We start from the raw sequence: 24,631 nt of genomic DNA on the forward strand, positions 1-24,631 counted from the left end.
CTGAACGAGCCAAGTCCCGACACTGCGCTCCATCGAATCAACCTCCGGAGTTGCAGCCATGCCCATTGCCCTGCTCGCGCTGACCCTCAGCGCCTTTGCCATCGGGACGACCGAGTTCGTCATCGTTGGCCTGTTACCCACCATTGGCGCCGACCTCGGCGTCAGCCTGCCGTCCGCCGGCCTGCTGGTCAGCCTGTATGCCCTGGGCGTTGCCGTCGGCGCCCCGGTGCTGACCGCCCTCACTGGCAAGGTTCCACGCAAATTGCTGCTGTTGTCGCTGATGGTGCTGTTCACCCTCGGCAACCTGCTGGCCTGGCAAGCACCTGGCTACGAGTCGTTGATCCTCGCCCGGATCGTCACCGGCCTGGCCCACGGGGTGTTTTTCTCGATCGGTTCGACCATCGCCACCAGTCTAGTGCCGAAGGAAAAAGCCGCCAGCGCGATCGCCATCATGTTCACCGGCCTGACCGTGGCGCTGGTCACCGGCGTGCCGCTGGGGACATTCATCGGCCAGCATTTCGGCTGGCGTGAAACCTTCCTCGCCGTTTCGGCACTGGGCGTGATCGCCTTCATCGGCAGCCTGCTCTACGTACCGAACACTATCGCCCACACCAAACCCGCGTCGTTGTTGCAGCAATTGCAGGTGCTCAAGCAACCGCGCCTGTTGCTGGTGTATGCCATGACAGCCGTCGGCTACGGCGGTTCGTTCATCGCCTTTACCTTCCTCGCGCCGATTCTTCAGGACCTCTCCGGCTTCAGCGCCAGCACCGTCAGCCTGGTGTTGCTGGTCTACGGCATCTCCGTGGCCGTCGGCAACATCTGGGGCGGCAAACTGGCGGACCAGCGCGGCCCGATCAGCGCCCTGAAAATCATCTTCGCCCTGCTCGCCGCCGTGCTGTTCGTGCTGACCTTCACGGCCGGCAATCCTTGGCTGGCGCTGGCTACCGTGCTGGTGTGGGGCGCCGTGGCATTTGGCAATGTGCCGGGGTTGCAGGTGTATGTGGTACGTCAGGCTGAGCATCACACCCCGCAGGCGGTGGACGTGGCATCCGGCCTGAACATCGCGGCATTCAACCTCGGCATTGCCGGTGGCGCGTGGGGCGGTGGCCTGATCGTCGCCCACATGGGGTTGATTCACACCGCGTGGATCGGCGGTCTGGTGGTGTTGCTGGCGCTGGCATTGACCGCGTGGAGTGGACGTCTTGATCGCCTCGGCCCGGTCTATGCCGAACCGGCAGAAGGGACGACCCGGATAGTTGCTGGTCACTGAGGGACCCGGTGGGAGCAACTGTCTTCACCATGCCACTCGTCACCGCCATTCGGTACCGTCCGTAGCCCCATCGAAACTTTCGCCGCCGCCCCAGAGTCATCCAAGGACAGGAGCCGTCAGGCGGGAGGCGACATGACAGCGAATCACACCGATATTCCCGCACACTCAAACGCAACCGACATGCGGGTACAGGGTTCGTCCGTCACTTGTCGTTTCACGGTACTGACGGTCAACACCCATAAAGGTTTCACCGCGCTCAACCGGCGCTTCATCCTGCCGGAACTGCGTGAAGCGGTGCGCAGTGTGTCTGCCGATGTGGTGTTTTTGCAGGAAGTCCACGGCACCCACGAACAGCATCCCCGGCGCTACACCAACTGGCCGGCGATGCCACAATACGAATTCCTTGCCGACAGCCTGTGGCCGCAGTTCGCCTATGGCCGCAATGCGGTGTATCCGGCGGGCGATCACGGCAATGCGCTGTTGTCGAAGTTCCAGATCATCCGCCACGACAACCTCGACGTATCCATCAGCGGCCACGAGAACCGCGGGCTCTTGCATTGCGTGTTGCGTTTGCCCGGCGACGGCCAGGAGGTGCATGCCATTTGCGTTCATCTGGGGCTGCGCGAAACCCATCGCACCGCGCAACTGAAGCTGCTCACCCAGCGCCTGGACACCCTGCCCGGCGACGCCCCGGTGATTGTCGCCGGGGACTTCAACGACTGGCGCCAGCGCGCCGATGCGTTTCTCAAGCCCAGCGGTCTGCATGAAGTCTTCGCCGCGCTGCATGGCAAACCGGCGCGCAGTTTCCCCGCGCGCTTGCCGGCATTGCGCCTGGACCGCATCTACGTGCGCAACCTCAAGGCCAGCCATCCGCAAGTGCTGACCACCCGGCCCTGGTCGCATCTTTCCGACCACGCCCCGCTGTCGGTGGAAATCGAGCTATGAGCAGCCAATCGATGGAAAAAAACACGCTGGCAGACATTCCCGCCCCATCGATCCGCGAGCCGACAGCGGTCGATGTCGAATACGGCTGGCAAGGCAGCAATCGCGTCGAGTTGCTGGAAAACGGCGAGGCGTACTTTCCCCGGGTATTTGAAGCCTTGCGCCGGGCGCAAAGTGAAATACTGCTGGAAACCTTCATCCTGTTCGAGGACAAGGTTGGCAATGAGCTGCAACAGATCCTGATCGAAGCCGCTCAGCGCGGCGTACGCACCACCGTCAGCCTCGACGGCTTTGGCTGCGGCGAGCTGAGTACCGGGTTCCTCACCGCACTGACCGCGGCCGGGGTGCAACTGCAAATATTCGACCCGGCACCGAAACGCCTGGGCATCCGCACCAACTGGTTCCGGCGCCTGCACCGCAAGATTGTGGTGGTGGATGGCACCGTCGCGTTCGTCGGCGGGATCAACTTTTCCGCCGATCATCTGGTCGACTTCGGCCCCGAGGCCAAACAGGATTATTCGGTAGAAATTGAGGGTCCGGCAGTGGCCGATATCCATCACTTCGCCCTGCTGCAATGCGGTCGCCCGGTGCACGCCAAATACTGGTGGCAACGCCGTCGGCTGCGGCGTTCGGAACTCGCCTTCAGCGATCACGACGGCCAGGTGCGGCTGGTGTACCGCGACAACGGTGAACACCCGACCGACATCGAGGAGGTTTACCGCCTGGTGTTGCGCCAGGCGCAGCGCCGAGTGGTGATCGCCAACGCCTACTTCTTTCCCGGTTTCCGCTTGCTGCGCGAGATCCGCAACGCGGCCCGCCGAGGCGTGGATGTGCGGCTGATCCTGCAGGGCCAGCCAGACATGCGGGTGGCCAGGCTCGCCGCGCGCATGACCTATGACTACCTGCTCAAGTCCGGGGTGAAGATCTACGAATATTGCGACCGCCCGCTGCACGGCAAGGTCGCCTTGGTGGACGAGGACTGGAGCACCGTTGGCTCCAGCAACCTCGACCCGTTGAGCCTGTCGATGAATCTGGAAGCCAACGTGCTGATCCGCGACCAGGCCTTCAATCGTCATCTGTTCGATCGCCTGGAAGACCTCAGCGATAACCATTGCAAGGCCATGTCTCCCGACATCGCGCCACGCGGGCGTGTCTGGCACATGACCATCGGTTTTCTGGTGTTTCACTTCCTGCGGCATTTCCCGGCATGGGCCGGTTGGTTGCCGGCGCATAAACCTCGCCTGAAACCCTTCCACCCGCCAACCGGAAGCGCTGACCATGAACCGCGCTGAGACCCACCCGGCCTCTCAGGGCAAAAGCTCCGGCAAGTCCCATTGGCGTCGCTGGAAACGACCGCTGACGATGCTGTTTTTCCTGATGCTGATCGTGCTGTTCACGACGCTCGCCCAGCGCATCGAGTGGAACGAAGTGTTCGATAACCTGGCCGATTTCAAGGTGCGCACGTTGATCATTGCTTCGGGGCTGACCCTGGTGAGTTTTCTGGTGTACGCCTGCTTCGACCTGATTGGTCGCACCTACATCCGCCAGAACCTGACCTGGAAGCAGATCCTGCCCGTGGGGATCATCAGCTACGCCTTCAACCTGAATCTGAGCGCATGGGTCGGCGGCATCGCCATGCGTTACCGGTTGTATTCGCGGCTCGGGGTGAGCAAGAGCAACATCGCGAAAATCCTTGGCCTGAGCCTGGCGACCAACTGGTTCGGCTACATGATAATTGCCGGCGCCGTGTTCAGCAGCGGGCTGGTGCACATGCCACCGGGCTGGAAACTCAGCAGTAGTGCGCTGCAAGGCGTGGGGGGTTTGTTATTGCTGCTGAGCGCCGGGTACCTGGCGGCGTGCCGGTTTGCCAAACGTCGGGAGTGGGCGACTCGCGGCGTGGAAATTGATCTGCCGTCGCTGCGCATGGCGGTGCTGCAACTGACCCTCGGGGCTCTGAACTGGTCGCTGATGGCGGCGGTGATTTTCACCTTGCTGCCGAGCAAACTGGACTATCCATTGGTACTTGGCGTGTTGTTGATCAGCGCCATCGCCGGAGTCATTACCCACATCCCGGCCGGGCTCGGCGTGCTCGAGGCGGTGTTCGTGGCGCTGCTGCAACACGAGGTTTCACGGGGCAGCCTGGTGGCGGGACTGCTGGCCTATCGGGCGATTTATTTCATTTTGCCGCTGTTGATTACCGTGGTGATGTATTTGCTGGTGGAGGCCAAGGCCAAGGCGTTGCGGATCGAGAAAAAACCCAAGTGACGGGGTGGTCGTGAGGACGCTATCGCGAGCAGGCTCGCTCCCACATTGGATCTCGGGAGTTCCACAAAAACTGTATTCACCACTGAACTACTGTGGGAGCGAGCCTGCTCGCGATTGGTAGCAAGATCACCGCAAACTTCAAGATGATTGAATAATGCTCAACCGCTCCCCCACCACCATCTCGGTAATCCAGCCGACAAGGATCGAGGTGTAGGCCTGCTGCGAAACCGGGTCGCTCAGCGCATGGTCGGCACCGTCGATGATGCGGTGAGTCAGCGAGTGCGTCTGCTGACAGGCTGCCCGATAGCTCATGATCGTCGCGTGGGGCACGTATTCGTCGGTCTCGGACTGCACCAGAAGCACGTCCCCGGTGAATTGCGAGCAAGCATGCAAGGCACGGTTGCTGTCGGCACGCACCAGGGTGCCTCGGTAATCACGCAGATCCAGTTTGTCCAGATCGCGTTTCGGTGTGTGCCATTGCTCGTCGCGATACAACGCCGGCACCCGTAGCGCCAGCCAGCGCACCGGCCTGAGCGAGGTCAGAATCGAGGCCAGATACCCCCCGTAACTGGTGCCGACCACCGCAATCGCCGACGTATCGAGCGCCGGGTGCGCGAGCAATCGGTCATAGGCTGCCAGCAGGTCGCGCAGGTTGTCTTCGCGGGTCACCCGGGACAATGGAATGCCGGTGCCGCTGGTGTGCCCGCGCAGGTCGAAGGTCAGGCAGACACAGCCCAACCCGGCGATGCCTTTGGCGCGCTCCAGGTCCCGCTCCTGACTGCCGCCCCAACCGTGCACGAAGAGCACGCCGGGGACCTTCGATTTGGGGCTCAGGAAGGTCCCACTCATCTGTTCGTCGTCGATGTCGATCTGAATGGATTCGCTTCTAGCCGTCATAGGATTTGACCGTCACGTACTTGAGGAGAAAGTCACTGGTCTGCGCCCGCCCGCGGTACACCTCGATGGCGTCCGCCGGCAGCGGCTGATCGCTGTAGGTTTCCACCGAAGACACACGAATCGCACACATCCCCGGATCGTTGACGAAACGCTGCAAGGCCGCCACCTCGGCACTGCTGGCACCGCCAATGCGCCAGGACTGTTCGAGCACACCACTGCGCCGTTTGCCGTCGCTATCGATGCCCTGAGCGATGTCGTAGTTGCGCCGTGACGCGTAGAAACGCGGATAGGCTTCATCCGCAGCGCTGTCGAACACCTGCGCTTGCTTGATAGCCACCCGCACATCATCGGCCAGGTCCAGCTTCAGTAAATCGACGTAGCTGCCCTGCACCACCAACAGGTTCGAGCCGCCATACACCTCTTCGCCCCTTGCGTCCTTGGTCAAGTATTGTTCACCGCAGTAACTCAGCACCTTGTCGCCGATGAAACTCTGACCGACGCTGTGGGTGATCACTTGATCCAGGTCCTGCTCCAACACCACGCCTTCCGTGAACAGCGTTTTGGCTTCGGGCCGGGCGAGGATTTCGTCGAACCGGTCGAGGCTGTCGATCACTTCCTGACCCCGCCCGGCGCAGGCGTGAATCGGCTTGAGGCGGATCGGGCCGGTATAGAGCAGATGCTTCGCCGCTGGCCGTGCATCCTCCAGCGAGAACACGCTGAGACCGTCGAGCACGACACTGCGCACCCGCTCGGAAAACAATGGTGTCCAGCCTTGCGGTGCATGGGCGTGGTGGTTGAGCAATCCATGACTGATGGCTTTGGTGCACATGAAGTCGTGGTCGACATAACCGCCCCAAAAATCCTCCGGCCCCTTGACCCCTAGTTGCCGGGCAGCCGCAGCGCCCACCAGGGTCTGGGTCGGCAACAGGTAGAGGTCCCGTCCGTCATGCAACTGCGGGTCGTAGCTGCCGCCGTACTTGAGCCCCAGTATCTGCGCCAGCCAGCGGGCCAGTGCACGGTTGGTTTCAACTTCGTGCACTGGCGCGTCGGCGAGCACCGAATGGGCGACCACCAGTTTCCTGCGGTTTGTTGGGGTCATGCATCCCCCTTCAATCGACGCTTGATGAATGTAGCTGAAGAGGTGCAGAGATCAGGCCAAGGCCCGGTGCGGGAAAAGGGGTTTTAAATCAGCCCGTTGCGCAAAAAGTGATGGCATGGGGCCTGTTTTATTCTGCACGACGCCCTTTGATATTCCGGCATTTTGCACGACTCTCTGTAGGAGCGAGCCTGCTCCGGGCGGCGTTCCGACGATCAGGCCAACACCATCAATATTGATGTAGCCTGACACACCGCGTTCGCGGGCAAGCCCGCTCCTACAGGTTATTGGCAGTACAGCGACTACCGCACAGCAGCACCCGGCGTCACACCAAACCTCGACCGATAATCACTCGGCACCAGCCCGGTGATTTTCTTGAACGTCGCACGAAACGCCCCGGGGTCCTGATAACCGACGGTCCAGGCGATGTGGTCGATGGTGCCGTTGGTGAACTCAAGCATTTCCCGGGCCTTGCCGACTCGCAGATGCTGGCAGTATTCGGTGGGTTTGAGCCCGGTGGCCGCGCGGAAGCGTCGCAGGAAGGTGCGCTCTTCCAGGCCTGCCTTTTCGGCCATCGCCGCCAGCGACACATCGGTTGCCCCGGTACTTTGCAGCCAGTGTTGCACCTTGAGGATCGCCGCATCGCCATGGCTGAGAATCGGCGCAAAATTGCTGCCGCACTCACTGGCGCTGTCGCTGTGTTCCACCACCAGAAAACGCGCGGTGCTGGTGGCGATGCTTGGCCCCAGTAGTCGGTTGACCAGGCGCAGACCCAGTTCGGACCAGGCCATCAGCCCGGCGGTGGTAATCAGGTCGCCATCATCGACAATCGGCGTATCGGCCTTGAGCCGTATCGCCGGATAACGTTCGGCGAAGGCTTTGGCCGAGGTCCAGTGAGTGGTGGCGCTGCGACCGTCGAGCAGACCACTTTCGGCCAACAGGATAGAACCCACGCAAACCCCGCCCAGTGTCGCACCGTTGGCATGTTGCTCACGCAACCAGCGGATCAATCCCTGTGGCGCCTGGCCTTCGGAAAAACCGCCGATCGATGGCGGAATCAACACGGCCACCAGGGTGCGCTCCGGGCCGGGATGGCTGTCGAAGACCCGAACTGGCGGCTGATCACCCTCGACCTGCCAATGGCTGACCCGCAGCAGCGGCAACTGCGCAGACTGATGTTCGGCGGCAATCCGGTTGGCCACCCCGAACAAATCCGTCAACCCATGCACCGCCGCCATCTGCGCGCCGGGATAGATCAACACTCCGAGTTCGGCGATTGCCCTTTCTGCATCCATTGTCAGTTTTCCCCCTTCTATTGTCGGTGCGGCCAATCCTCGGATCGCCTGCCAGAGCCAATACTTCATTCCACACCTACACACACTTCGAGGAAACAGTCATGGCCAAGCAAGCGCTCATCGTAGTCGATATCCAGAACGACTACTTCCCCCAAGGCAAGTGGCCGCTGGTCGGTGCCGACGCCGCTGCCGACAACGCCGCACGCCTGATCAAGACCTTCCGCGACGCCGGTGATTCTGTGGTGCACATCCGCCACGAGTTCACCTCCGAAGAGGCGCCGTTTTTCACCCCGAACTCCGAAGGCGCCAAGCTGCACCCGAAAGTGCTCAACCGCGCCGACGAACCGCTGGTGCTCAAGCACTTCGTCAACTCGTTCCGCGAAACCGGGCTGAAATCGATCCTCGATGAGCAAGACATCAAGGAGCTGGTGGTCGTGGGCAGCATGAGCCACATGTGTGTGGACGCCATCACCCGTGCGGCGGCGGACTTTGGCTATAAGGTGACAGTGATCCACGACGCCTGCGCCACCCGCGACCTGGAATTCAATGGCGTGGCGGTTCCGGCGGCGCAGGTTCATGCGGCGTTCATGGCGGCCCTGGCGTTTGCGTATGCCAGTGTGGTGTCGACCAACGAGTTCCTCGCGGCCTGAGTCTTCAAATAAATTTCACCGCCCATAAAAAAACCCGCACTTCAGACCGAAGTGCGGGTTTTGTTTTGTCAGCTTGCCGCTTGTAGCTGTTTTAGAACGGGATATCGTCATCAAAGCTGTCGAAATCCGGGGCCGGCTGAGGAGCAGCCTGCTGTGGAGCCGGGCGCGACTGTTGCGGCGCCGACTGCTGTGGACGCGGAGCCTGCTGGCGCGGAGCGGGTTGCTGGTAGTTGTTACCGCCGCCCTGGCCTTGCTGGTCGCCCTGTGGACGGCCGCCCAGCAGTTGCATGGTGCCTTGCATGTCGACCACGATTTCGGTGGTGTAACGCTTGATACCGTCTTTTTCCCACTCGCGGGTCTGCAGCTTGCCTTCGATGTAGACCTGCGAACCTTTACGCAGGTATTCGCCAGCGATTTCCGCAACTTTGCCGAACATCGACACACGGTGCCATTCGGTCTTTTCGACTTTCTGACCGGTTTGCTTGTCGGTCCACTGTTCGCTGGTCGCCAGACTCAGGTTGGTCACGGCGTTACCGTTAGGCAAGTAGCGAACTTCGGGATCCTGGCCGCAAGTGCCGACCAATATGACTTTGTTAACCCCACGGGCCATAACGTTCTCCTAGGCTACGCACGCTGCCCCGGCCGGGTTGTTCACCAGGCACTCAAGGGTGGTGCGATCCAATAGTTCGGTGTCCAGTTTGATGTAAATCGCCGCCTCTTCTGCGACGATGACTGCATCTGTTACCCCTACGACCGCCTTCAGGCGCTCGACCAGACCCGCTTCGCGGATCGCCTCGGGCGACAACGGCAAGCGCAGGCTCGTGACGTAGGGAGGTTCGCGCATGGTAACAGCAAAGGCCAGCCAGAGGGCAGCCAGACCGGCGCATCCGAGGAACACAACCGACAGACCGCCATGCTGGAACAGCCAGCCACCAAGAATGCCGCCCAATGCCGACCCGAGGAACTGGCTGGTGGAATAAACCCCCATCGCAGTGCCCTTGCCGCCGGCCGGTGAAACCTTGCTGATCAGCGATGGCAACGAAGCTTCCAGCAGATTGAACGCGGTGAAGAACACCACCGTACCGATCACCAGAGCCCGCAAGCTGTCGCCGAACTGCCAGAAGAATAGCTCAGTGAGCATCAGCGTCACGACGGAGCCGAGTAAAACTCGTTTCATTTTGCGTTTCTTCTCGCCGTAGATAATGAACGGGATCATGGCGAAGAAAGAAATCAGCAGCGCGGTCAGGTACACCCACCAGTGCTGCTCTTTGGGCAGCCCGGCTTTCTCGACCAGCGCCAGCGGCAAGGCGACGAAGCTGGACATCAACATCGCGTGCAACACAAAAATACCCAGGTCCAGGCGCAGCAGGTCCGGATGCTTGAGGGTCGGGATCAACGCCTGGCGCGCAATACCGGACTCACGATGCTGCAACGGGCTGGTGGAGCGCGGCACCATGAACATCACGATCACGATGCCGAACAGTGCCATACCGCCAGTAGCGAGAAACAGCCCGGACAGCCCGAAGGCGCGGGTCAGCAGCGGGCCGACCACCATGGCCACCGCAAACGACAGGCCGATGGTCATGCCGATCATGGCCATGGCCTTGGTCCGGTGCTGCTCGCGGGTCAGGTCCGACAGCAAGGCCATGACCGCCGCGGAAATCGCCCCGGCGCCCTGCAGGATTCGGCCGGCGATCACGCCCCAGATCGAGTCGGCATTGGCTGCCAGCAGACTGCCGAGGGCAAAGACGATCAGGCCCAGGTAAATCACCGGGCGGCGACCGATGCGGTCGGAAATGAAACCGAACGGAATCTGGAACACTGCCTGGGTCAGGCCATAAGCGCCAATCGCCAGACCGATCAGGGCCGGCGTGGCTCCGGCCAGATCCATCCCATAGGTCGCCAGTACCGGCAACACCATGAACATGCCAAGCATACGGAAGGCGAACACCAGGGCCAGACCGCTTGCCGCGCGGGTCTCGCTGCCACTCATGCGCTCGCTGTGGGGATCGTGCATGGAAAAACCTCATGTGAACCGGCGGCGATTCTACCAGTCCCATCGATTGGCAGGGTATATCGCGACGCTTTGACGCGCATTGCTGACACACTCTTCATGTAAGACAGTAGCCCACTCGTTTGATAGTGTGCATCCATCCAGTATTTGGCCGTATACTCCTACGTTTTCGACGCCCGCCAAGCGAGGCCACCTTGGACAAGATCCTGATTCGTGGGGCTCGAACCCACAACCTGAAGAACATCGACCTGACCCTGCCACGGGACAAGCTGATCGTCATCACCGGCCTGTCCGGCTCCGGCAAGTCGTCCCTGGCTTTCGACACCCTGTACGCCGAAGGTCAGCGCCGCTACGTCGAATCGCTGTCGGCCTACGCCCGGCAGTTCCTGTCGATGATGGAAAAACCCGACGTCGACACCATCGAAGGCCTGTCGCCGGCGATCTCCATCGAGCAGAAGTCCACCTCGCACAACCCGCGTTCGACGGTCGGCACCATCACCGAAATCTACGACTACCTGCGCCTGCTATATGCTCGCGTGGGTATTCCCCGTTGCCCGGATCACGACATCCCGCTGGAAGCGCAGACCGTCAGCCAGATGGTCGATCTGGTCCTCGTCGAACCGGAGGGCAGCAAGCTGATGCTGCTGGCGCCGGTCATCCGCGAGCGCAAAGGCGAGCACCTGTCGGTTTTCGAAGAGCTGCGCGCACAGGGCTTCGTCCGCGCCCGAATCAACGGCAAGCTCTATGAGCTGGACGAAGCCCCCAAGCTCGACAAGCAGAAAAAACATACCATCGATGTCGTGGTCGACCGCTTCAAGGTTCGCGCCGACCTGCAACAACGCCTGGCCGAATCCTTCGAGACCGCGCTGAAACTGGCGGACGGCATCGCCCTGGTGGCGCCGATGGACGACGAGCCGGGTGAAGAGATGATCTTCTCCGCACGCTTCGCCTGCCCGATCTGCGGCCACGCGATCAGCGAACTGGAACCCAAGCTGTTTTCCTTCAACAACCCGGCCGGCGCTTGCCCGACCTGTGATGGTTTGGGGGTGAAGCAGTTCTTCGACATCAAGCGGCTGGTCAATGGCGAACTGACCCTGGCCGAAGGAGCGATTCGCGGCTGGGACCGGCGCAACGTCTATTACTTCCAGATGCTCGGCTCGCTGGCCTCGCACTACAAGTTCAGCCTGGAAATTCCGTTCAACGAACTGCCGGCCGATCAGCAGAAATTCATCCTGCACGGCAGCGGTTCGCAAAACGTCGACTTCAAATACCTGAACGACCGTGGCGATATCGTCAAACGCTCGCACCCGTTCGAAGGCATCGTGCCGAACCTGGAACGCCGTTACCGCGAAACCGAATCGGCATCGGTGCGCGAAGAACTGGCCAAGTTCCTCAGCACCCAGTCGTGCCCGGATTGCCGTGGCACCCGTCTGCGGCGTGAGGCACGGCATGTGTGGGTCGGCGAGAAAACCCTGCCGGCAGTGACCAACCTGCCGATCGGCGATGCATCCGATTATTTTGGCGGGCTCAAGCTCACCGGACGTCGCGGCGAAATCGCCGACAAGATCCTCAAGGAAATCCGCGAACGCCTGCAGTTCCTGGTCAACGTCGGCCTCGACTATCTGTCGCTGGATCGCAGCGCGGACACCTTGTCCGGTGGCGAGGCCCAGCGTATTCGTCTGGCCAGCCAGATTGGCGCTGGCCTGGTAGGCGTCCTGTACATCCTCGACGAACCCTCCATCGGCCTGCATCAGCGCGATAACGACCGGCTGCTGGGCACCCTCAAGCACCTGCGCGATATCGGCAACACGGTGATTGTGGTCGAGCACGATGAAGATGCCATTCGCCTGGCCGACTACGTGGTGGACATCGGCCCGGGCGCTGGCGTGCATGGCGGGCATATCGTTGCCGAAGGCACACCGGCCGAGGTCATGGCGCACCCGGACTCGCTGACGGGCAAATACCTGTCGGGCCGGGTGAAGATCGAAGTCCCGGCCAAGCGCACGCCGCGCAACAAGAAGCTGACGCTTTCGCTCAAGGGCGCGCGCGGCAACAACCTGCGCAATGTCGACCTGGAGATTCCGATTGGCCTGCTGACTTGCGTGACTGGCGTGTCCGGCTCCGGCAAGTCGACGCTGATCAACAACACCCTGTTCCCTTTGAGCGCCACAGCGCTGAATGGCGCCACTACCCTTGAAGCGGCCGTCCACGACAGCATCAAGGGCCTGGAGCACCTGGACAAGGTCGTCGACATCGACCAGAGCCCGATCGGCCGTACACCGCGCTCCAACCCTGCGACCTACACCGGATTGTTCACGCCGATCCGCGAGTTGTTCGCCGGCGTACCGGAGTCCCGCTCCCGGGGCTACGGGCCGGGGCGCTTCTCCTTCAACGTCAAGGGCGGCCGCTGCGAAGCCTGCCAGGGCGACGGCCTGATCAAGGTCGAGATGCACTTCCTGCCGGACATCTACGTGCCCTGCGACGTGTGCAAGAGCAAGCGTTACAACCGCGAGACCCTGGAGATCAAGTACAAGGGCAAGAGCATCCACGAAACCCTTGAGATGACCATCGAGGAAGCGCGGGTGTTCTTCGATGCCGTACCGGCCCTGGCGCGCAAGCTGCAAACGTTGATGGACGTCGGCCTGTCGTACATCAAGCTGGGGCAATCGGCGACCACGCTGTCCGGCGGTGAAGCCCAGCGGGTGAAACTGTCCCGCGAGCTGTCCAAGCGCGATACCGGCAAGACCCTGTACATCCTCGACGAACCCACCACCGGGCTGCATTTCGCGGATATCCAGCAACTGCTGGACGTGTTGCATCGCCTGCGTGACCACGGCAACACAGTGGTGGTGATCGAACACAACCTGGACGTGATCAAGACCGCTGACTGGCTGGTGGACCTGGGTCCGGAGGGTGGTTCCAAGGGCGGGCAGATCATTGCCGTCGGCACGCCGGAGGAAGTGTCAGAGATGAAGCAATCCCATACCGGTTACTACCTCAAGCCGCTGCTGGAGCGTGACAGGGCTTAACCGGGCCCCATGAAAAAGCCCCTGTCACTTCATCAGTGACAGGAGCTTTTTTGTATCTGTAGGAGCGAGCTTGCTCCGGGCGGCGTTCCGACGAAGGTCGTAAACGATAACGCAGCGCCTTCAGATTTTTCGCGAGCAAGCTCGCTCCTACAAAAGACGTTGGGGCTTCCCCTATGCAATCAGGTGTGGGATTGCAGGTAGTTCTCAAGCCCGATCAACTTGATCAGACCCAACTGCTTCTCGAGCCAGTAGGTGTGATCTTCTTCGGTGTCATGCAATTGAACCCGCAGCATTTCGCGGCTGACATAGTCCTTGTGCTGTTCGCAGAGCTTGATGCCCTTGCACAGCGCAGCACGGACCTTGTATTCCAGGCGCAAATCCGCTTCGAGCATCTCGGTCACCGTGGTGCCGACATCGAGATCGTCCGGACGCATGCGCGGTGTGCCCTCGAGCATCAGAATCCGGCGCATCAAGGCATCAGCGTGCCCTGCTTCCTCTTCCATCTCGTGGTTGATTCGTTCGTAGAGCTTGGTGAAACCCCAGTCCTCATACATCCGCGAGTGGACGAAATATTGATCACGCGCGGCCAGTTCGCCGGTCAGCAACGTGTTGAGGTAATCGATCACATCTGGGTGGCCTTGCATCGCCCTACATCTCCCTGCTTGAAAGTTGTAGTTTGAACCAACATGCCCTTATCGTCACTCGCAAGACGCAATAAAAGCGAAGATATTCTGAGAAAAACGGCTGAAATAACGCAAAAAACCGCCCAAACAAGGGCGGTTCTGCTTCTCATTTAGACTTCGTTAAGCTGTACGTTGAGCAGCTTTGCGATTGCTTCTCCATACGCCGGGTCGGCCTTGTAGAAGTGCTGCAACTGACGGTCAACCACATCACTCGACACACCCGCCATCGCTCCGGCGATGTTGCTGACCAGCAGTGATTTCTGCTCTTCAGTCATCAAGCGGAACAACGCGCCGGCGTGACTGTAGTAATCCGTGTCTTCACGGTGGTCGTAACGATCGGCGGCGCCACTGAGGGCCAACGCCGGCTCTGCGTAACGAGGCGCCTGCTTCGGCGACTCGACGTAGCTATTTGGCTCATAGTTCGGCGTCGAGCCGCCGTTGCTGCCAAAAGCCATCGAACCATCGCGCTGGTAACTGTTGACCGGACTCCGCGGAGCGTTGACTGGCAACTGCTGGTGATTGGTACCGACGCGGTAGCGATGAGCGTCCGCATAGGCGAAGACCCGACCTTGAAGCATACGATCCGGCGACAGACCAACGCCCGGGACCATGTTGCTGGGACCGAACGCAGCTTGCTCGACTTCGGCGAAGTAGTTCTGCGGATTGCGATTGAGCTCCAGTTCTCCGACTTCAATCAGTGGAAACTCTTTCTGCGACCAGGTTTTGGTCACATCAAACGGGTTCTCGTAGTGCGCCGCCGCCTGAGCCTCGCTCATGATCTGAATGCACACACGCCATTTCGGGAAATCACCCTGCTCGATGGCATTGAACAGGTCGCGCTGAGCGTAATCCGGATCAGTACCCGCCAGGCGCGACGCCTCGGCAGGAGCAAGGTTCTTGATCCCCTGTTTGGTCTTGTAGTGCCACTTCACCCAGTGACGCTCACCTTGAGCATTGATGAGGCTGTAAGTGTGGCTGCCGAAACCGTGCATGTGGCGATATCCATCAGGGATACCCCGGTCGGAGAACAGGATGGTGACCTGGTGCAGCGCCTCGGGCGAATGCGACCAGAAGTCCCACATCGCCTGGGCACTCTTCAGGTTGCTTTGCGGCAAACGCTTCTGGGTGTGGATAAAGTCCGGAAACTTCAGCGGATCGCGAATGAAGAACACCGGGGTGTTGTTACCAACAATGTCCCAGTTGCCTTCCTCGGTGTAAAACTTCAGGGCAAAGCCGCGCGGATCACGCTCGGTATCGGCCGAACCACGCTCACCGCCTACGGTGGAAAACCGCAGGAAAGTCGGGGTTTGCTTGCCGATTGCCTCAAACAGCTTCGCGCTGGTGTATTGAGTGATATCGCGCGTCACGGTGAACGTACCGTAGGCACCCGAGCCTTTGGCGTGTACACGGCGCTCAGGGATGTTTTCACGGTTGAAGTGGGCAAGCTTCTCGATCAGGTGAAAGTCGTCGAGCAGCAGCGGGCCACGAGGGCCGGCGGAACGGGAATTCTGGTTATCGGCAACAGGAGCGCCACTGGCGGTGGTAAGCGTTTTGTTTTGGCTCATGCGATCTTCCTTCCTCTGTCGGTCTTGAACTGCCGGCTATCGGCTGAGAAGGAGTATTGATCATCAATATGACAGCTACAAATTCATTAACTTGCAGACATCGATAGATAAAAACTAATGATCATCCCCATCACATAATGCCGATGTGGACGAAGGAGACGCTTGTACAAACGGCGCGTTTCTTACAGACACAAAAAACCGGGCACTAGGCCCGGTTCTTTGTTTCAGACTGACGTCTTACTCGGCAGATACAGCTTCGCCGGCAGTAGCACGATCAACCAACTCGACGTACGCCATAGGCGCGTTGTCGCCAGCGCGGAAACCGCACTTGAGGATGCGCAGGTAGCCACCCTCACGGGTAGCGTAACGCTTGCCCAGGTCGTTGAAGAGCTTACCAACGATAGCTTTCGAACGAGTACGGTCGAAAGCCAGACGGCGGTTAGCAACGCTATCTATCTTGGCCAAAGTGATCAGCGGCTCGGCAACGCGGCGCAGTTCTTTAGCTTTTGGCAGAGTAGTTTTGATCAGCTCGTGCTCGAACAGCGACACCGCCATGTTTTGGAACATGGCCTTGCGGTGCGAGCTGGTGCGGCTCAGGTGACGACCACTTTTACGATGACGCATGGTTCATTCCTTACCAAACACTACGTTCGGTGATTACGACGATCAGGCAGTCGCCTTGTCGTCCTTCTTAAGACTTGCAGGCGGCCAGTTGTCGAGGCGCATGCCGAGGGACAGACCGCGGGAGGCCAGAACGTCCTTGATTTCAGTCAAGGATTTCTTGCCCAGGTTCGGAGTCTTCAACAGCTCTACTTCGGTACGCTGAATCAGGTCGCCGATGTAGTAGATGTTTTCCGCCTTAAGGCAGTTAGCCGAACGTACAGTCAGTTCCAGATCGTCAACCGGGCGAAGCAGGATCGGATCGATCTCGTCTTCCTGCTCGACAACCACTGGCTCACTGTCACCCTTGAGGTCGACGAACGCAGCCAACTGCTGTTGCAGGATGGTTGCAGCGCGGCGAATTGCCTCTTCAGGATCCAGAGTACCGTTGGTTTCCAGATCAATAACCAGCTTGTCCAGGTTAGTACGCTGCTCGACACGGGCGTTTTCCACCACGTATGCGATACGGCGAACCGGGCTGAACGAAGAGTCAAGCTGCAAGCGACCGATGCTGCGGCTTTCGTCTTCATCGCTCTGACGCGAATCTGCCGGTTCATAACCACGACCACGAGCTACTACGAGCTTCATGTTCAGGGCGCCGTTAGACGCCAGGTTAGCGATTACGTGATCGGGATTAACGATCTCGACATCATGATCCAGCTGAATATCGGCAGCGGTAACCACCCCCGAACCCTTCTTCGACAAGGTCAGCGTAACTTCGTCACGACCGTGCAGCTTGATAGCCAGACCTTTAAGGTTCAACAGGATTTCAATGACGTCTTCCTGTACACCTTCGATGGCGCTGTACTCGTGGAGCACACCGTCAATCTCGGCCTCGACTACTGCACAGCCGGGCATTGAGGACAACAGGATGCGGCGCAGCGCGTTGCCCAGGGTATGGCCAAAGCCACGCTCGAGAGGCTCGAGAGTGATCTTGGCGCGGGTTGGACTGACAACCTGCACATCAATGTGGCGGGGTGTCAGGAACTCATTTACCGAAATCTGCATGGATGCACCTATTTTCTAGCCCTTACTTGGAGTAGAGCTCGACAATCAGGCTTTCGTTGATGTCGGCGGACAGATCACTGCGAGCTGGAACGTTCTTGAAAACGCCCGACTTCTTCTCAGTGTCTACTTCTACCCATTCTACGCGGCCACGTTGGGCACACAGATCGAGAGCTTGGACAATGCGAAGTTGATTTTTTGCTTTCTCGCGAACAGCGACCACGTCACCAGCACGAACCTGGTAGGACGGAACGTTAACGGTCTGACCGTTTACGCTGATCGACTTGTGCGATACCAGCTGACGGGATTCGGCACGAGTCGAACCAAAGCCCATACGGTATACAACGTTGTCCAGACGGCATTCGAGCAGTTGCAGCAGGTTTTCACCGGTTGCACCTTTCTTGCCAGCAGCTTCTTTGTAGTAGCCGCTGAATTGACGCTCGAGAACGCCGTAGATACGACGGACCTTCTGCTTTTCACGCAGTTGGGTGCCGTAGTCGGACTGGCGACCGCGGCGTTGGCCGTGGATACCAGGTGCTGCTTCAATGTTGCACTTCGATTCGATCGCGCGCACGCCGCTCTTCAGGAAGAGATCGGTGCCTTCGCGACGAGCGAGTTTGCATTTTGGACCAATGTAACGAGCCATTCTTTACAATCTCCTGGATTACACGCGGCGCTTCTTCGGCGGACGGCACCCGTTGTGCGGGATTGGCGTCACGTCGGTGATGCTGGCGATCTTGTAGCCACAGCCGTTCAAAGCGCGGACTGCGGATTCACGACCTGGACCTGGACCTTTGACGTTGACGTCGAGGTTTTTCAGGCCGTATTCCAGCGCAGCTTGACCAGCACGTTCAGCAGCTACTTGAGCAGCGAACGGGGTGGACTTGCGGGAACCGCGGAAACCCGAACCACCGGAGGTAGCCCAGGAAAGAGCGTTACCTTGACGGTCGGTGATGGTCACGATGGTGTTGTTAAAAGATGCATGGATGTGGGCGATGCCATCAACCACTGTCTTTTTAACTTTTTTACGAGGACGAGCAGCAGGTTTTGCCATGATTAAATTCCTGTCGATTCGCTGGGGCGATTACTTGCGGATCGGCTTACGCGGACCTTTACGGGTACGCGCGTTGGTCTTGGTACGCTGACCGCGTACTGGAAGACCGCGACGATGACGCAGACCGCGATAGCAACCGAGGTCCATCAAGCGCTTGATTTTCATGTTGATTTCGCGACGCAGGTCACCTTCAGTGGTGAACTTCGCCACTTCGCCACGCAGCTGTTCAATTTGCTCGTCGCTCAGATCTTTGATCTTTGCTGCTGGGTTTACCCCAGTCTCTGCACAAATTTTCTGTGCAGTAGTGCGACCAACACCATAGATGTAGGTCAGCGAGATAACAGTATGCTTGTTATCTGGAATGTTAACGCCTGCAATACGGGCCATTCAGTGGGACTCCAATTGACAGCTACCTACGCCCCGGAAGCCAAGAAATAGGGCGCGAGATAATATCGCTGTAATAACAAATAATCAACCCGGCAGCGCACTAGCTGCCGGGCTTGAAGCACAATCACACTCAGCCTTGGCGCTGTTTGTGACGCGGTTCCGCGCTGCAAATTACTCGAACAACACCTTCGCGGCGAATAATCTTGCAGTTACGGCACAGCTTTTTCACCGATGCACGAACTTTCATCACCAACTCCTCGAACCTTATGGGTCAGCGCAGCATGCCGCTGCCGTAACCCTTCAGGTTGGCTTTCTTCATCAGGGATTCGTACTGGTGCGAAACGAGGTGCGATTGTACTTGGGACATGAAGTCCATCACAACCACGACGACGATCAGCAACGAGGTCCCGCCAAGGTAGAACGGTACGTTGGCTGCAACCACCAGGAACTGGGGCAACAGGCAGACGGCCGTCATGTAAAGAGCACCGAACATGGTCAAGCGAGTCAGAACGCCATCAATGTAGCGCGCAGACTGCTCACCTGGACGGATGCCCGGAATAAAGGCACCGGACTTCTTCAGGTTTTCCGCTACGTCTTTCGGATTGAACATCAACGCCGTATAGAAGAAGCAGAAGAAAATAATCCCTGCACTAAACAGCAGAATATTCAACGGCTGACCAGGAGCGATCGACTGCGAGATGTCCTGCAACCAGCCCATACCTTCAGACTGACCGAACCAGGCACCCAACGAAGCCGGGAACAGCAAAATGCTGCTCGCGAAAATAGCCGGAATAACACCGGCCATGTTCACCTTCAGCGGCAAGTGGCTGGTCTGCGCAGCGAAGACCTTGCGGCCCTGCTGACGCTTGGCGTAGTGAACAGCAATACGACGCTGACCACGCTCAATGAACACCACGAAACCGATAATCGCTACTGCCAGCAAACCGATGGCAACCAGGGCGAAGATGTTGATATCACCCTGACGTGCAGACTCGAAAGACTGCCCGATCGCTCTCGGAAGACCGGCGACGATACCCGAAAAAATCAACATCGAGATACCGTTGCCAACACCACGCTCAGTAATCTGCTCACCCAGCCACATCATGAACATCGCACCAGCCACAAACGTGGATACCGCGACGAAATGGAAGCCAAAGTCACCAGTGAACGCAACGCCCTGCCCCGCCAGACCAATGGACATGCCAATGGCCTGGACGAGAGCGAGGACGACAGTGCCGTAGCGGGTGTACTGGCTGATCTTGCGACGGCCAGCTTCACCTTCCTTCTTCAACTGCTCCAGCTGCGGGCTGACGGCGGTCATCAGTTGCATGATGATCGATGCCGAGATGTACGGCATGATCCCCAGTGCAAAGATGCTCATCCGTTCCAGCGCGCCGCCGGAAAACATGTTGAACAAGCTAAGAATGGTCCCCTCATTCTGTCGAAACAGGTCCGCGAGTCGGTCCGGGTTGATACCTGGAACCGGGATGTGTGCGCCTATTCGGTAGACGATAATCGCCAGGAACAGAAAACGCAGACGAGCCCAGAGTTCAGACATACCGCCTTTGCCGAGCGCAGAGAGAGCACCTTGCTTAGCCATTTATTCCTCGAACTTGCCGCCAGCTGCTTCGATAGCCGCACGCGCACCTTTGGTGGCGCCGATTCCCTTGCCGATAGTGACAGCGCGAGTCACTTCACCGGACAGCATGATTTTCACACGCTGTACGTTGACGTTGATCACGTTGGCATCTTTCAGGGACTGCACGGTGACGATGTCGCCTTCCACTTTAGCCAGCTCGGACAGACGCACTTCTGCGCGGTCCATGGCTTTCAGGGAAACGAAACCGAACTTTGGCAGGCGACGATGCAGCGGCTGTTGACCGCCTTCAAAGCCTGGAGCAATGGTGCCACCGGAGCGGGAGGTCTGACCTTTGTGACCACGGCCACCAGTCTTACCCAAACCGCTACCGATACCACGGCCCGGACGATGCTTTTCGCGACGGGAACCCGGCGCTGGACTCAGATCATTGAGTTTCATCGATTAACCCTCGACACGCAGCATGTAGTAAGCCTTGTTGATCATCCCGCGATTCTCGGGAGTATCCAGGACTTCTACAGTGTGACCGATGCGACGCAGACCCAGACCCTTAACGCACAGTTTGTGGTTAGGGATGCGGCCGGTCATGCTTTTGATCAGCGTTACTTTTACGGTAGCCATGATCAGAAGATCTCCTTGACGCTTTTGCCACGCTTGGCGGCAATGGATTCAGGAGACTGCATTGCTTTCAAACCCTTGAAAGTGGCGTGAACCACGTTTACCGGGTTAGTCGAGCCGTAGCACTTGGCCAGAACGTTCTGAACGCCAGCAACTTCGAGGACAGCACGCATAGCGCCGCCAGCGATGATACCGGTACCTTCAGAAGCAGGCTGCATGTACACCTTCGAAGCGCCGTGAGCGGACTTCATTGCGTACTGCAGAGTGGTGCCGTTCAGATCAACCTGGATCATGTTGCGGCGAGCAGCTTCCATTGCCTTCTGGATCGCAGCAGGCACTTCACGCGACTTGCCACGGCCGAAGCCAACACGGCCCTTACCATCACCCACCACGGTCAACGCGGTGAAAGTGAAGATACGGCCGCCTTTAACGGTTTTGGCTACGCGGTTAACTTGAACCAGCTTCTCGATGTAGCCTTCGTCGCGCTTTTGGTCGTTATTTGACATAACTTAGAACTCCAGCCCAGCTTCACGAGCAGCATCAGCCAGCGCTTTAACGCGGCCGTGGTACTTGAAGCCAGAGCGGTCGAAAGCCACTTGCGAGACGCCAGCGGCCTTAGCACGCGTAGCGACCAGCTGGCCAACCTTAGTGGCCGCGTCGATGTTGCCGGTGGCACCATCACGCAGTTCTTTATCCAAAGTCGAGGCGCTTGCCAGGACTTTGTTGCCGTCGGCCGAAATGACCTGGGCGTAGATGTGCTGCGAAGAGCGGAACACGCAGAGACGCACGACTTCGAGTTCGTGCATTTTCAGGCGTGCTTTGCGAGCGCGACGCAGTCGAGTAACTTTTTTGTCGGTCATTTGCTATGCCCTACTTCTTCTTGGCTTCTTTACGACGGACGACTTCGTCCGCGTAGCGCACACCTTTGCCTTTGTACGGCTCTGGTGGACGGAAGTCGCGGATCTCGGCGGCCACTTGACCTACCAGCTGCTTGTCGATGCCCTTGATCAGGATATCGGTCTGGCTAGGAGTCTCAGCGGTGATGCCTTCCGGCAGTTCATAATCCACTGGGTGCGAGAAGCCAAGAGCCAGGTTCAGCACTGTGCCTTTTGCTTGCGCTTTGTAACCAACACCGACCAGCTGGAGCTTGCGCTCGAAGCCTTGGCTTACGCCTTGGACCATGTTGTTTACCAACGCACGAGTGGTACCAGCCATTGCGCGAGTCTGTTGATCGCCATTGCGAGCAGCGAAACGCAGCTCACCGGCTTCTTCAACGATCTCAACGGACGAATGGATGTTCAGTTCGAGAGTGCCCTTGGCACCCTTCACCGAAAGCTGTTGGCCTGCGAATTTTACTTCGACACCGGCTGGCAGCTTAACGGGGTTCTTAGCGACGCGAGACATGCTTATCCCCCCTTAGAACACAGTGCAAAGAACTTCGCCGCCGACACCGGCAGCGCGCGCAGCACGATCAGTCATCACACCCTTGTTGGTGGAGACGATAGACACACCGAGACCGCCACGAACTTTTGGCAGATCATCGACGGACTTGTACTGACGCAGGCCTGGACGGCTAACGCGCTTCACTTCTTCGATAACCGGACGGCCTTCGAAGTACTTCAGCTCGATGGACAGCAGTGGTTTGATTTCGCTGCTGATCTGATAACCCGCAATGTAACCTTCGTCCTTCAGGACTTTGGCAACAGCTACCTTCAACGTGGAAGATGGCATGCTTACGACGGACTTTTCAGCCATCTGGGCATTACGGATACGAGTTAGCATGTCCGCTAACGGGTCCTGCATACTCATGGGCTAGACGCTCCTAATACAAAAAAATTAGCCTTGCGGCTATTACGTGTCGCCGAGAATCTCCGAGCATGAAAAACACGGGCTCAGGCGAGCCGGGTATTCTAGACACACCCCAGAAATGAATCAAGCCCCAAAAGGGGCTTGATCCAGATTCAAGGCCACCGGCGGTCAGGATCTTGCGATCCTGGACACCGAGACTTTGACAGTACTTACCAGCTGGCTTTAACCAGACCCGGTACGTCACCACGCATGGCAGCTTCACGCAGCTTGTTACGGCCGAGGCCGAACTTGCGGTAAACGCCGTGTGGACGACCGGTCAGGCGGCAGCGGTTACGCATGCGCGAAGCGCTTGCGTCACGTGGCTGCTTCTGCAGGGCTACTGTAGCTTCCCAACGCGCTTCTGGACTTGCGTTCAGATCAACGATGATAGCTTTCAGTGCTGCACGCTTCTTGGCGTACTTGGCAACCGTGAGCTGACGCTTCAGCTCGCGGTTTTTCATGCTCATCTTGGCCATGGTCCTACTCCAATCAGTTGCGGAACGGGAATTTGAACGCACGCAGCAGAGCGCGGCCTTCATCATCGTTCTTGGCAGTGGTGGTCAGGGTGATGTCCAGACCGCGGAGAGCATCGATCTTGTCGTAGTCGATTTCCGGGAAGATGATCTGCTCTTTCACGCCCATGCTGTAGTTGCCACGACCATCGAAGGACTTGGCATTCAGGCCGCGGAAGTCGCGAACCCGAGGCAGGGAGATCGACAGCAGACGATCCAGGAACTCGTACATACGCTCACGGCGCAGGGTCACTTTGACGCCGATCGGCCAACCTTCACGGACTTTAAAGCCAGCGATGGATTTGCGAGCGTAGGTCACAACGACTTTCTGGCCGGTGATCTTTTCCAGGTCAGCAACAGCGTGCTCGATGACTTTTTTGTCGCCGATCGCTTCGCCCAGACCCATGTTCAGAGTGATTTTGGTAACGCGCGGAACTTCCATCACGTTCGAAAGCTTAAGTTCTTCCTTAAGTTTCGGAGCAATTTCCTTCCGGTAAATCTCTTTTAGTCGTGCCATGGTCTCATCTACCTAGCAGTGTTCAAGCATCAACCGCTTTTTGGGTCGACTTGAAGACACGAATTTTCTTGCCGTCTTCTACTTTGAAACCAACGCGGTCAGCCTTGTTGGTTTCGCCGTTGAAAATGGCGACGTTAGAAGCATCCAGTGGAGCTTCTTTTTCGACGATACCGCCCTGCACGCCCGACATCGGGTTAGGCTTGGTATGACGCTTGACCAGGTTCAGACCACCAATAACCAAACGGTTGTTAGCGAGAACCTTAAGCACCTTACCGCGCTTACCTTTGTCTTTGCCGGCGATCACGATGATCTCGTCGTCACGACGAATCTTTTGCATGTCGGATCTCCTTACAGCACTTCTGGGGCGAGCGAGACGATCTTCATGAACTTCTCAGTACGAAGTTCACGGGTCACTGGCCCAAAGATACGGGTGCCGATCGGCTCTTGCTTGTTGTTCAACAGAACAGCAGCGTTGCCATCAAAGCGGATAATGGAGCCATCAGCACGACGTACGCCGTGACGAGTGCGGACTACAACAGCAGTCATCACTTGGCCTTTTTTCACTTTACCGCGAGGAATTGCTTCCTTGACGGTAACTTTGATGATGTCACCGATACCAGCGTAACGACGATGGGAGCCACCCAGCACCTTGATGCACATAACGCGGCGAGCGCCGCTGTTATCGGCCACATCGAGCATGGATTGAGTCTGAATCATATAATTTCTC

At 58.6% G+C, this 24,631-nt stretch carries 30 protein-coding genes; 6 read left to right on the forward strand and 24 right to left on the reverse strand.

Annotated features, from left to right (window positions below; genetic code table 11):
• Positions 1 to 58 precede the first annotated feature (58 nt).
• The 4 genes from AC1DKH_RS17265 (at position 59) to AC1DKH_RS17280 (ending at position 4,477) form a co-directional block, all read left to right on the forward strand.
• A complete protein-coding gene (locus AC1DKH_RS17265; RefSeq protein WP_477753639.1) occupies positions 59 to 1,270 on the forward strand; it encodes an MFS transporter in 1,212 nt (403 codons plus the stop codon).
• Between the two features lie 180 nt (positions 1,271 to 1,450).
• Entirely contained in the window at positions 1,451 to 2,215 is a 765-nt protein-coding gene (locus tag AC1DKH_RS17270) for an endonuclease/exonuclease/phosphatase family protein (protein ID WP_477798759.1), read from the forward strand.
• A complete protein-coding gene (gene clsB, locus AC1DKH_RS17275; RefSeq protein ID WP_477753640.1) occupies positions 2,212 to 3,504 on the forward strand; it encodes a cardiolipin synthase ClsB in 1,293 nt (430 codons plus the stop codon). Before AC1DKH_RS17270 ends, clsB begins: the two co-directional genes overlap by 4 nt.
• Positions 3,491 to 4,477 carry a lysylphosphatidylglycerol synthase domain-containing protein gene (locus AC1DKH_RS17280; protein ID WP_477753641.1) on the forward strand — a complete coding sequence of 329 codons (987 nt, stop codon included), beginning with the start codon at positions 3,491 to 3,493 and terminating at the stop codon, positions 4,475 to 4,477. Before clsB ends, AC1DKH_RS17280 begins: the two co-directional genes overlap by 14 nt.
• A 138-nt stretch (positions 4,478 to 4,615) precedes the next feature.
• Here the strand turns inward: AC1DKH_RS17280 and AC1DKH_RS17285 are convergent, their stop codons facing one another.
• The 3 genes from AC1DKH_RS17285 to AC1DKH_RS17295 form a co-directional block, all read right to left on the reverse strand.
• Positions 4,616 to 5,374 carry an alpha/beta hydrolase family protein gene (locus tag AC1DKH_RS17285; RefSeq protein ID WP_477798751.1) on the reverse strand — a complete coding sequence of 253 codons (759 nt, stop codon included), beginning with the start codon at positions 5,372 to 5,374 and terminating at the stop codon, positions 4,616 to 4,618.
• Complete coding sequence (locus tag AC1DKH_RS17290; protein ID WP_477760296.1) at positions 5,364 to 6,473, reverse strand: DUF3182 family protein; 1,110 nt, start codon at positions 6,471 to 6,473, stop codon at positions 5,364 to 5,366. The genes AC1DKH_RS17285 and AC1DKH_RS17290 overlap by 11 nt, the downstream gene beginning before the upstream one ends.
• A gap of 299 nt (positions 6,474 to 6,772) precedes the next feature.
• Positions 6,773 to 7,765 (reverse strand): GlxA family transcriptional regulator, encoded by a 993-nt coding sequence (locus tag AC1DKH_RS17295; protein WP_477798752.1) that lies wholly within the window; start codon positions 7,763 to 7,765, stop codon positions 6,773 to 6,775.
• A 101-nt stretch (positions 7,766 to 7,866) separates the two neighbouring features.
• On the opposite strand from AC1DKH_RS17295, the gene AC1DKH_RS17300 reads away from it, so the two are divergent.
• Positions 7,867 to 8,415, forward strand: coding sequence for a cysteine hydrolase family protein (locus tag AC1DKH_RS17300; RefSeq protein ID WP_477756196.1), 549 nt, complete (start codon positions 7,867 to 7,869; stop codon positions 8,413 to 8,415).
• Positions 8,416 to 8,506: 91 nt separating this feature from the next.
• Here the strand turns inward: AC1DKH_RS17300 and AC1DKH_RS17305 are convergent, their stop codons facing one another.
• The gene (locus tag AC1DKH_RS17305) at positions 8,507 to 9,025 is read right to left on the reverse strand and encodes a single-stranded DNA-binding protein (RefSeq protein ID WP_347909392.1); all 519 of its coding nucleotides are present in this window, start codon (positions 9,023 to 9,025) and stop codon (positions 8,507 to 8,509) included.
• Between the two features lie 9 nt (positions 9,026 to 9,034).
• Positions 9,035 to 10,432 (reverse strand): MFS transporter, encoded by a 1,398-nt coding sequence (locus AC1DKH_RS17310; RefSeq protein WP_477798753.1) that lies wholly within the window; start codon positions 10,430 to 10,432, stop codon positions 9,035 to 9,037.
• A 191-nt stretch (positions 10,433 to 10,623) separates the two neighbouring features.
• Here AC1DKH_RS17310 and uvrA point away from each other — a divergent pair, with 191 nt between their 5' ends.
• Positions 10,624 to 13,458, forward strand: a complete 2,835-nt coding sequence (uvrA, locus tag AC1DKH_RS17315) for an excinuclease ABC subunit UvrA (RefSeq protein WP_477798754.1) — start codon at positions 10,624 to 10,626, stop codon at positions 13,456 to 13,458.
• A 179-nt stretch (positions 13,459 to 13,637) separates the two neighbouring features.
• On the opposite strand, the gene bfr is transcribed toward uvrA, so the two are convergent.
• The 19 genes from bfr to rplN form a co-directional block, all read right to left on the reverse strand.
• Entirely contained in the window at positions 13,638 to 14,102 is a 465-nt protein-coding gene (gene bfr, locus AC1DKH_RS17320) for a bacterioferritin (protein WP_008053867.1), read from the reverse strand.
• A 149-nt stretch (positions 14,103 to 14,251) separates the two neighbouring features.
• A complete protein-coding gene (locus tag AC1DKH_RS17325) occupies positions 14,252 to 15,706 on the reverse strand; it encodes a catalase (RefSeq protein WP_477798755.1) in 1,455 nt (484 codons plus the stop codon).
• Positions 15,707 to 15,943: 237 nt separating this feature from the next.
• Positions 15,944 to 16,330, reverse strand: coding sequence for a 50S ribosomal protein L17 (gene rplQ / locus AC1DKH_RS17330; protein ID WP_046041617.1), 387 nt, complete (start codon positions 16,328 to 16,330; stop codon positions 15,944 to 15,946).
• A gap of 42 nt (positions 16,331 to 16,372) precedes the next feature.
• Positions 16,373 to 17,374, reverse strand: coding sequence for a DNA-directed RNA polymerase subunit alpha (locus AC1DKH_RS17335; protein ID WP_007970428.1), 1,002 nt, complete (start codon positions 17,372 to 17,374; stop codon positions 16,373 to 16,375).
• Between the two features lie 22 nt (positions 17,375 to 17,396).
• On the reverse strand, positions 17,397 to 18,017 hold the full coding sequence (rpsD, locus tag AC1DKH_RS17340) for a 30S ribosomal protein S4 (protein WP_003176404.1): 621 nt from the start codon (positions 18,015 to 18,017) through the stop codon (positions 17,397 to 17,399).
• Between the two features lie 18 nt (positions 18,018 to 18,035).
• A complete protein-coding gene (gene rpsK, locus AC1DKH_RS17345; protein WP_002555466.1) occupies positions 18,036 to 18,425 on the reverse strand; it encodes a 30S ribosomal protein S11 in 390 nt (129 codons plus the stop codon).
• Positions 18,426 to 18,455: 30 nt separating this feature from the next.
• The gene (rpsM, locus tag AC1DKH_RS17350; protein WP_009045849.1) at positions 18,456 to 18,812 is read right to left on the reverse strand and encodes a 30S ribosomal protein S13; all 357 of its coding nucleotides are present in this window, start codon (positions 18,810 to 18,812) and stop codon (positions 18,456 to 18,458) included.
• Positions 18,813 to 18,942: 130 nt separating this feature from the next.
• Positions 18,943 to 19,059 (reverse strand): 50S ribosomal protein L36, encoded by a 117-nt coding sequence (rpmJ, locus tag AC1DKH_RS17355; RefSeq protein ID WP_002555468.1) that lies wholly within the window; start codon positions 19,057 to 19,059, stop codon positions 18,943 to 18,945.
• Between the two features lie 24 nt (positions 19,060 to 19,083).
• Entirely contained in the window at positions 19,084 to 20,412 is a 1,329-nt protein-coding gene (secY, locus tag AC1DKH_RS17360; RefSeq protein WP_003228718.1) for a preprotein translocase subunit SecY, read from the reverse strand.
• Entirely contained in the window at positions 20,413 to 20,850 is a 438-nt protein-coding gene (rplO, locus tag AC1DKH_RS17365; RefSeq protein ID WP_003228720.1) for a 50S ribosomal protein L15, read from the reverse strand.
• Positions 20,851 to 20,853: 3 nt separating this feature from the next.
• Positions 20,854 to 21,030 (reverse strand): 50S ribosomal protein L30, encoded by a 177-nt coding sequence (gene rpmD / locus AC1DKH_RS17370; protein WP_003186033.1) that lies wholly within the window; start codon positions 21,028 to 21,030, stop codon positions 20,854 to 20,856.
• 2 nt (positions 21,031 to 21,032) lie between these two features.
• Positions 21,033 to 21,533, reverse strand: coding sequence for a 30S ribosomal protein S5 (rpsE, locus tag AC1DKH_RS17375; protein WP_003186035.1), 501 nt, complete (start codon positions 21,531 to 21,533; stop codon positions 21,033 to 21,035).
• A gap of 3 nt (positions 21,534 to 21,536) precedes the next feature.
• The gene (gene rplR, locus AC1DKH_RS17380; RefSeq protein ID WP_003186037.1) at positions 21,537 to 21,887 is read right to left on the reverse strand and encodes a 50S ribosomal protein L18; all 351 of its coding nucleotides are present in this window, start codon (positions 21,885 to 21,887) and stop codon (positions 21,537 to 21,539) included.
• 10 nt (positions 21,888 to 21,897) lie between these two features.
• Positions 21,898 to 22,431, reverse strand: a complete 534-nt coding sequence (gene rplF, locus AC1DKH_RS17385; protein ID WP_003176412.1) for a 50S ribosomal protein L6 — start codon at positions 22,429 to 22,431, stop codon at positions 21,898 to 21,900.
• A 12-nt stretch (positions 22,432 to 22,443) separates the two neighbouring features.
• Positions 22,444 to 22,836 carry a 30S ribosomal protein S8 gene (gene rpsH / locus AC1DKH_RS17390; protein WP_003186040.1) on the reverse strand — a complete coding sequence of 131 codons (393 nt, stop codon included), beginning with the start codon at positions 22,834 to 22,836 and terminating at the stop codon, positions 22,444 to 22,446.
• 209 nt (positions 22,837 to 23,045) lie between these two features.
• The gene (rpsN, locus tag AC1DKH_RS17395; protein ID WP_003176414.1) at positions 23,046 to 23,351 is read right to left on the reverse strand and encodes a 30S ribosomal protein S14; all 306 of its coding nucleotides are present in this window, start codon (positions 23,349 to 23,351) and stop codon (positions 23,046 to 23,048) included.
• 13 nt (positions 23,352 to 23,364) lie between these two features.
• Positions 23,365 to 23,904, reverse strand: coding sequence for a 50S ribosomal protein L5 (rplE, locus tag AC1DKH_RS17400; RefSeq protein WP_003210069.1), 540 nt, complete (start codon positions 23,902 to 23,904; stop codon positions 23,365 to 23,367).
• Positions 23,905 to 23,926: 22 nt separating this feature from the next.
• Positions 23,927 to 24,241 carry a 50S ribosomal protein L24 gene (rplX, locus tag AC1DKH_RS17405; RefSeq protein ID WP_003176416.1) on the reverse strand — a complete coding sequence of 105 codons (315 nt, stop codon included), beginning with the start codon at positions 24,239 to 24,241 and terminating at the stop codon, positions 23,927 to 23,929.
• Between the two features lie 11 nt (positions 24,242 to 24,252).
• Positions 24,253 to 24,621, reverse strand: coding sequence for a 50S ribosomal protein L14 (gene rplN / locus AC1DKH_RS17410; protein ID WP_002555479.1), 369 nt, complete (start codon positions 24,619 to 24,621; stop codon positions 24,253 to 24,255).
• Positions 24,622 to 24,631: the final 10 nt, after the last annotated feature.

The organism is Pseudomonas sp. 05L36, assembly GCF_056398125.1.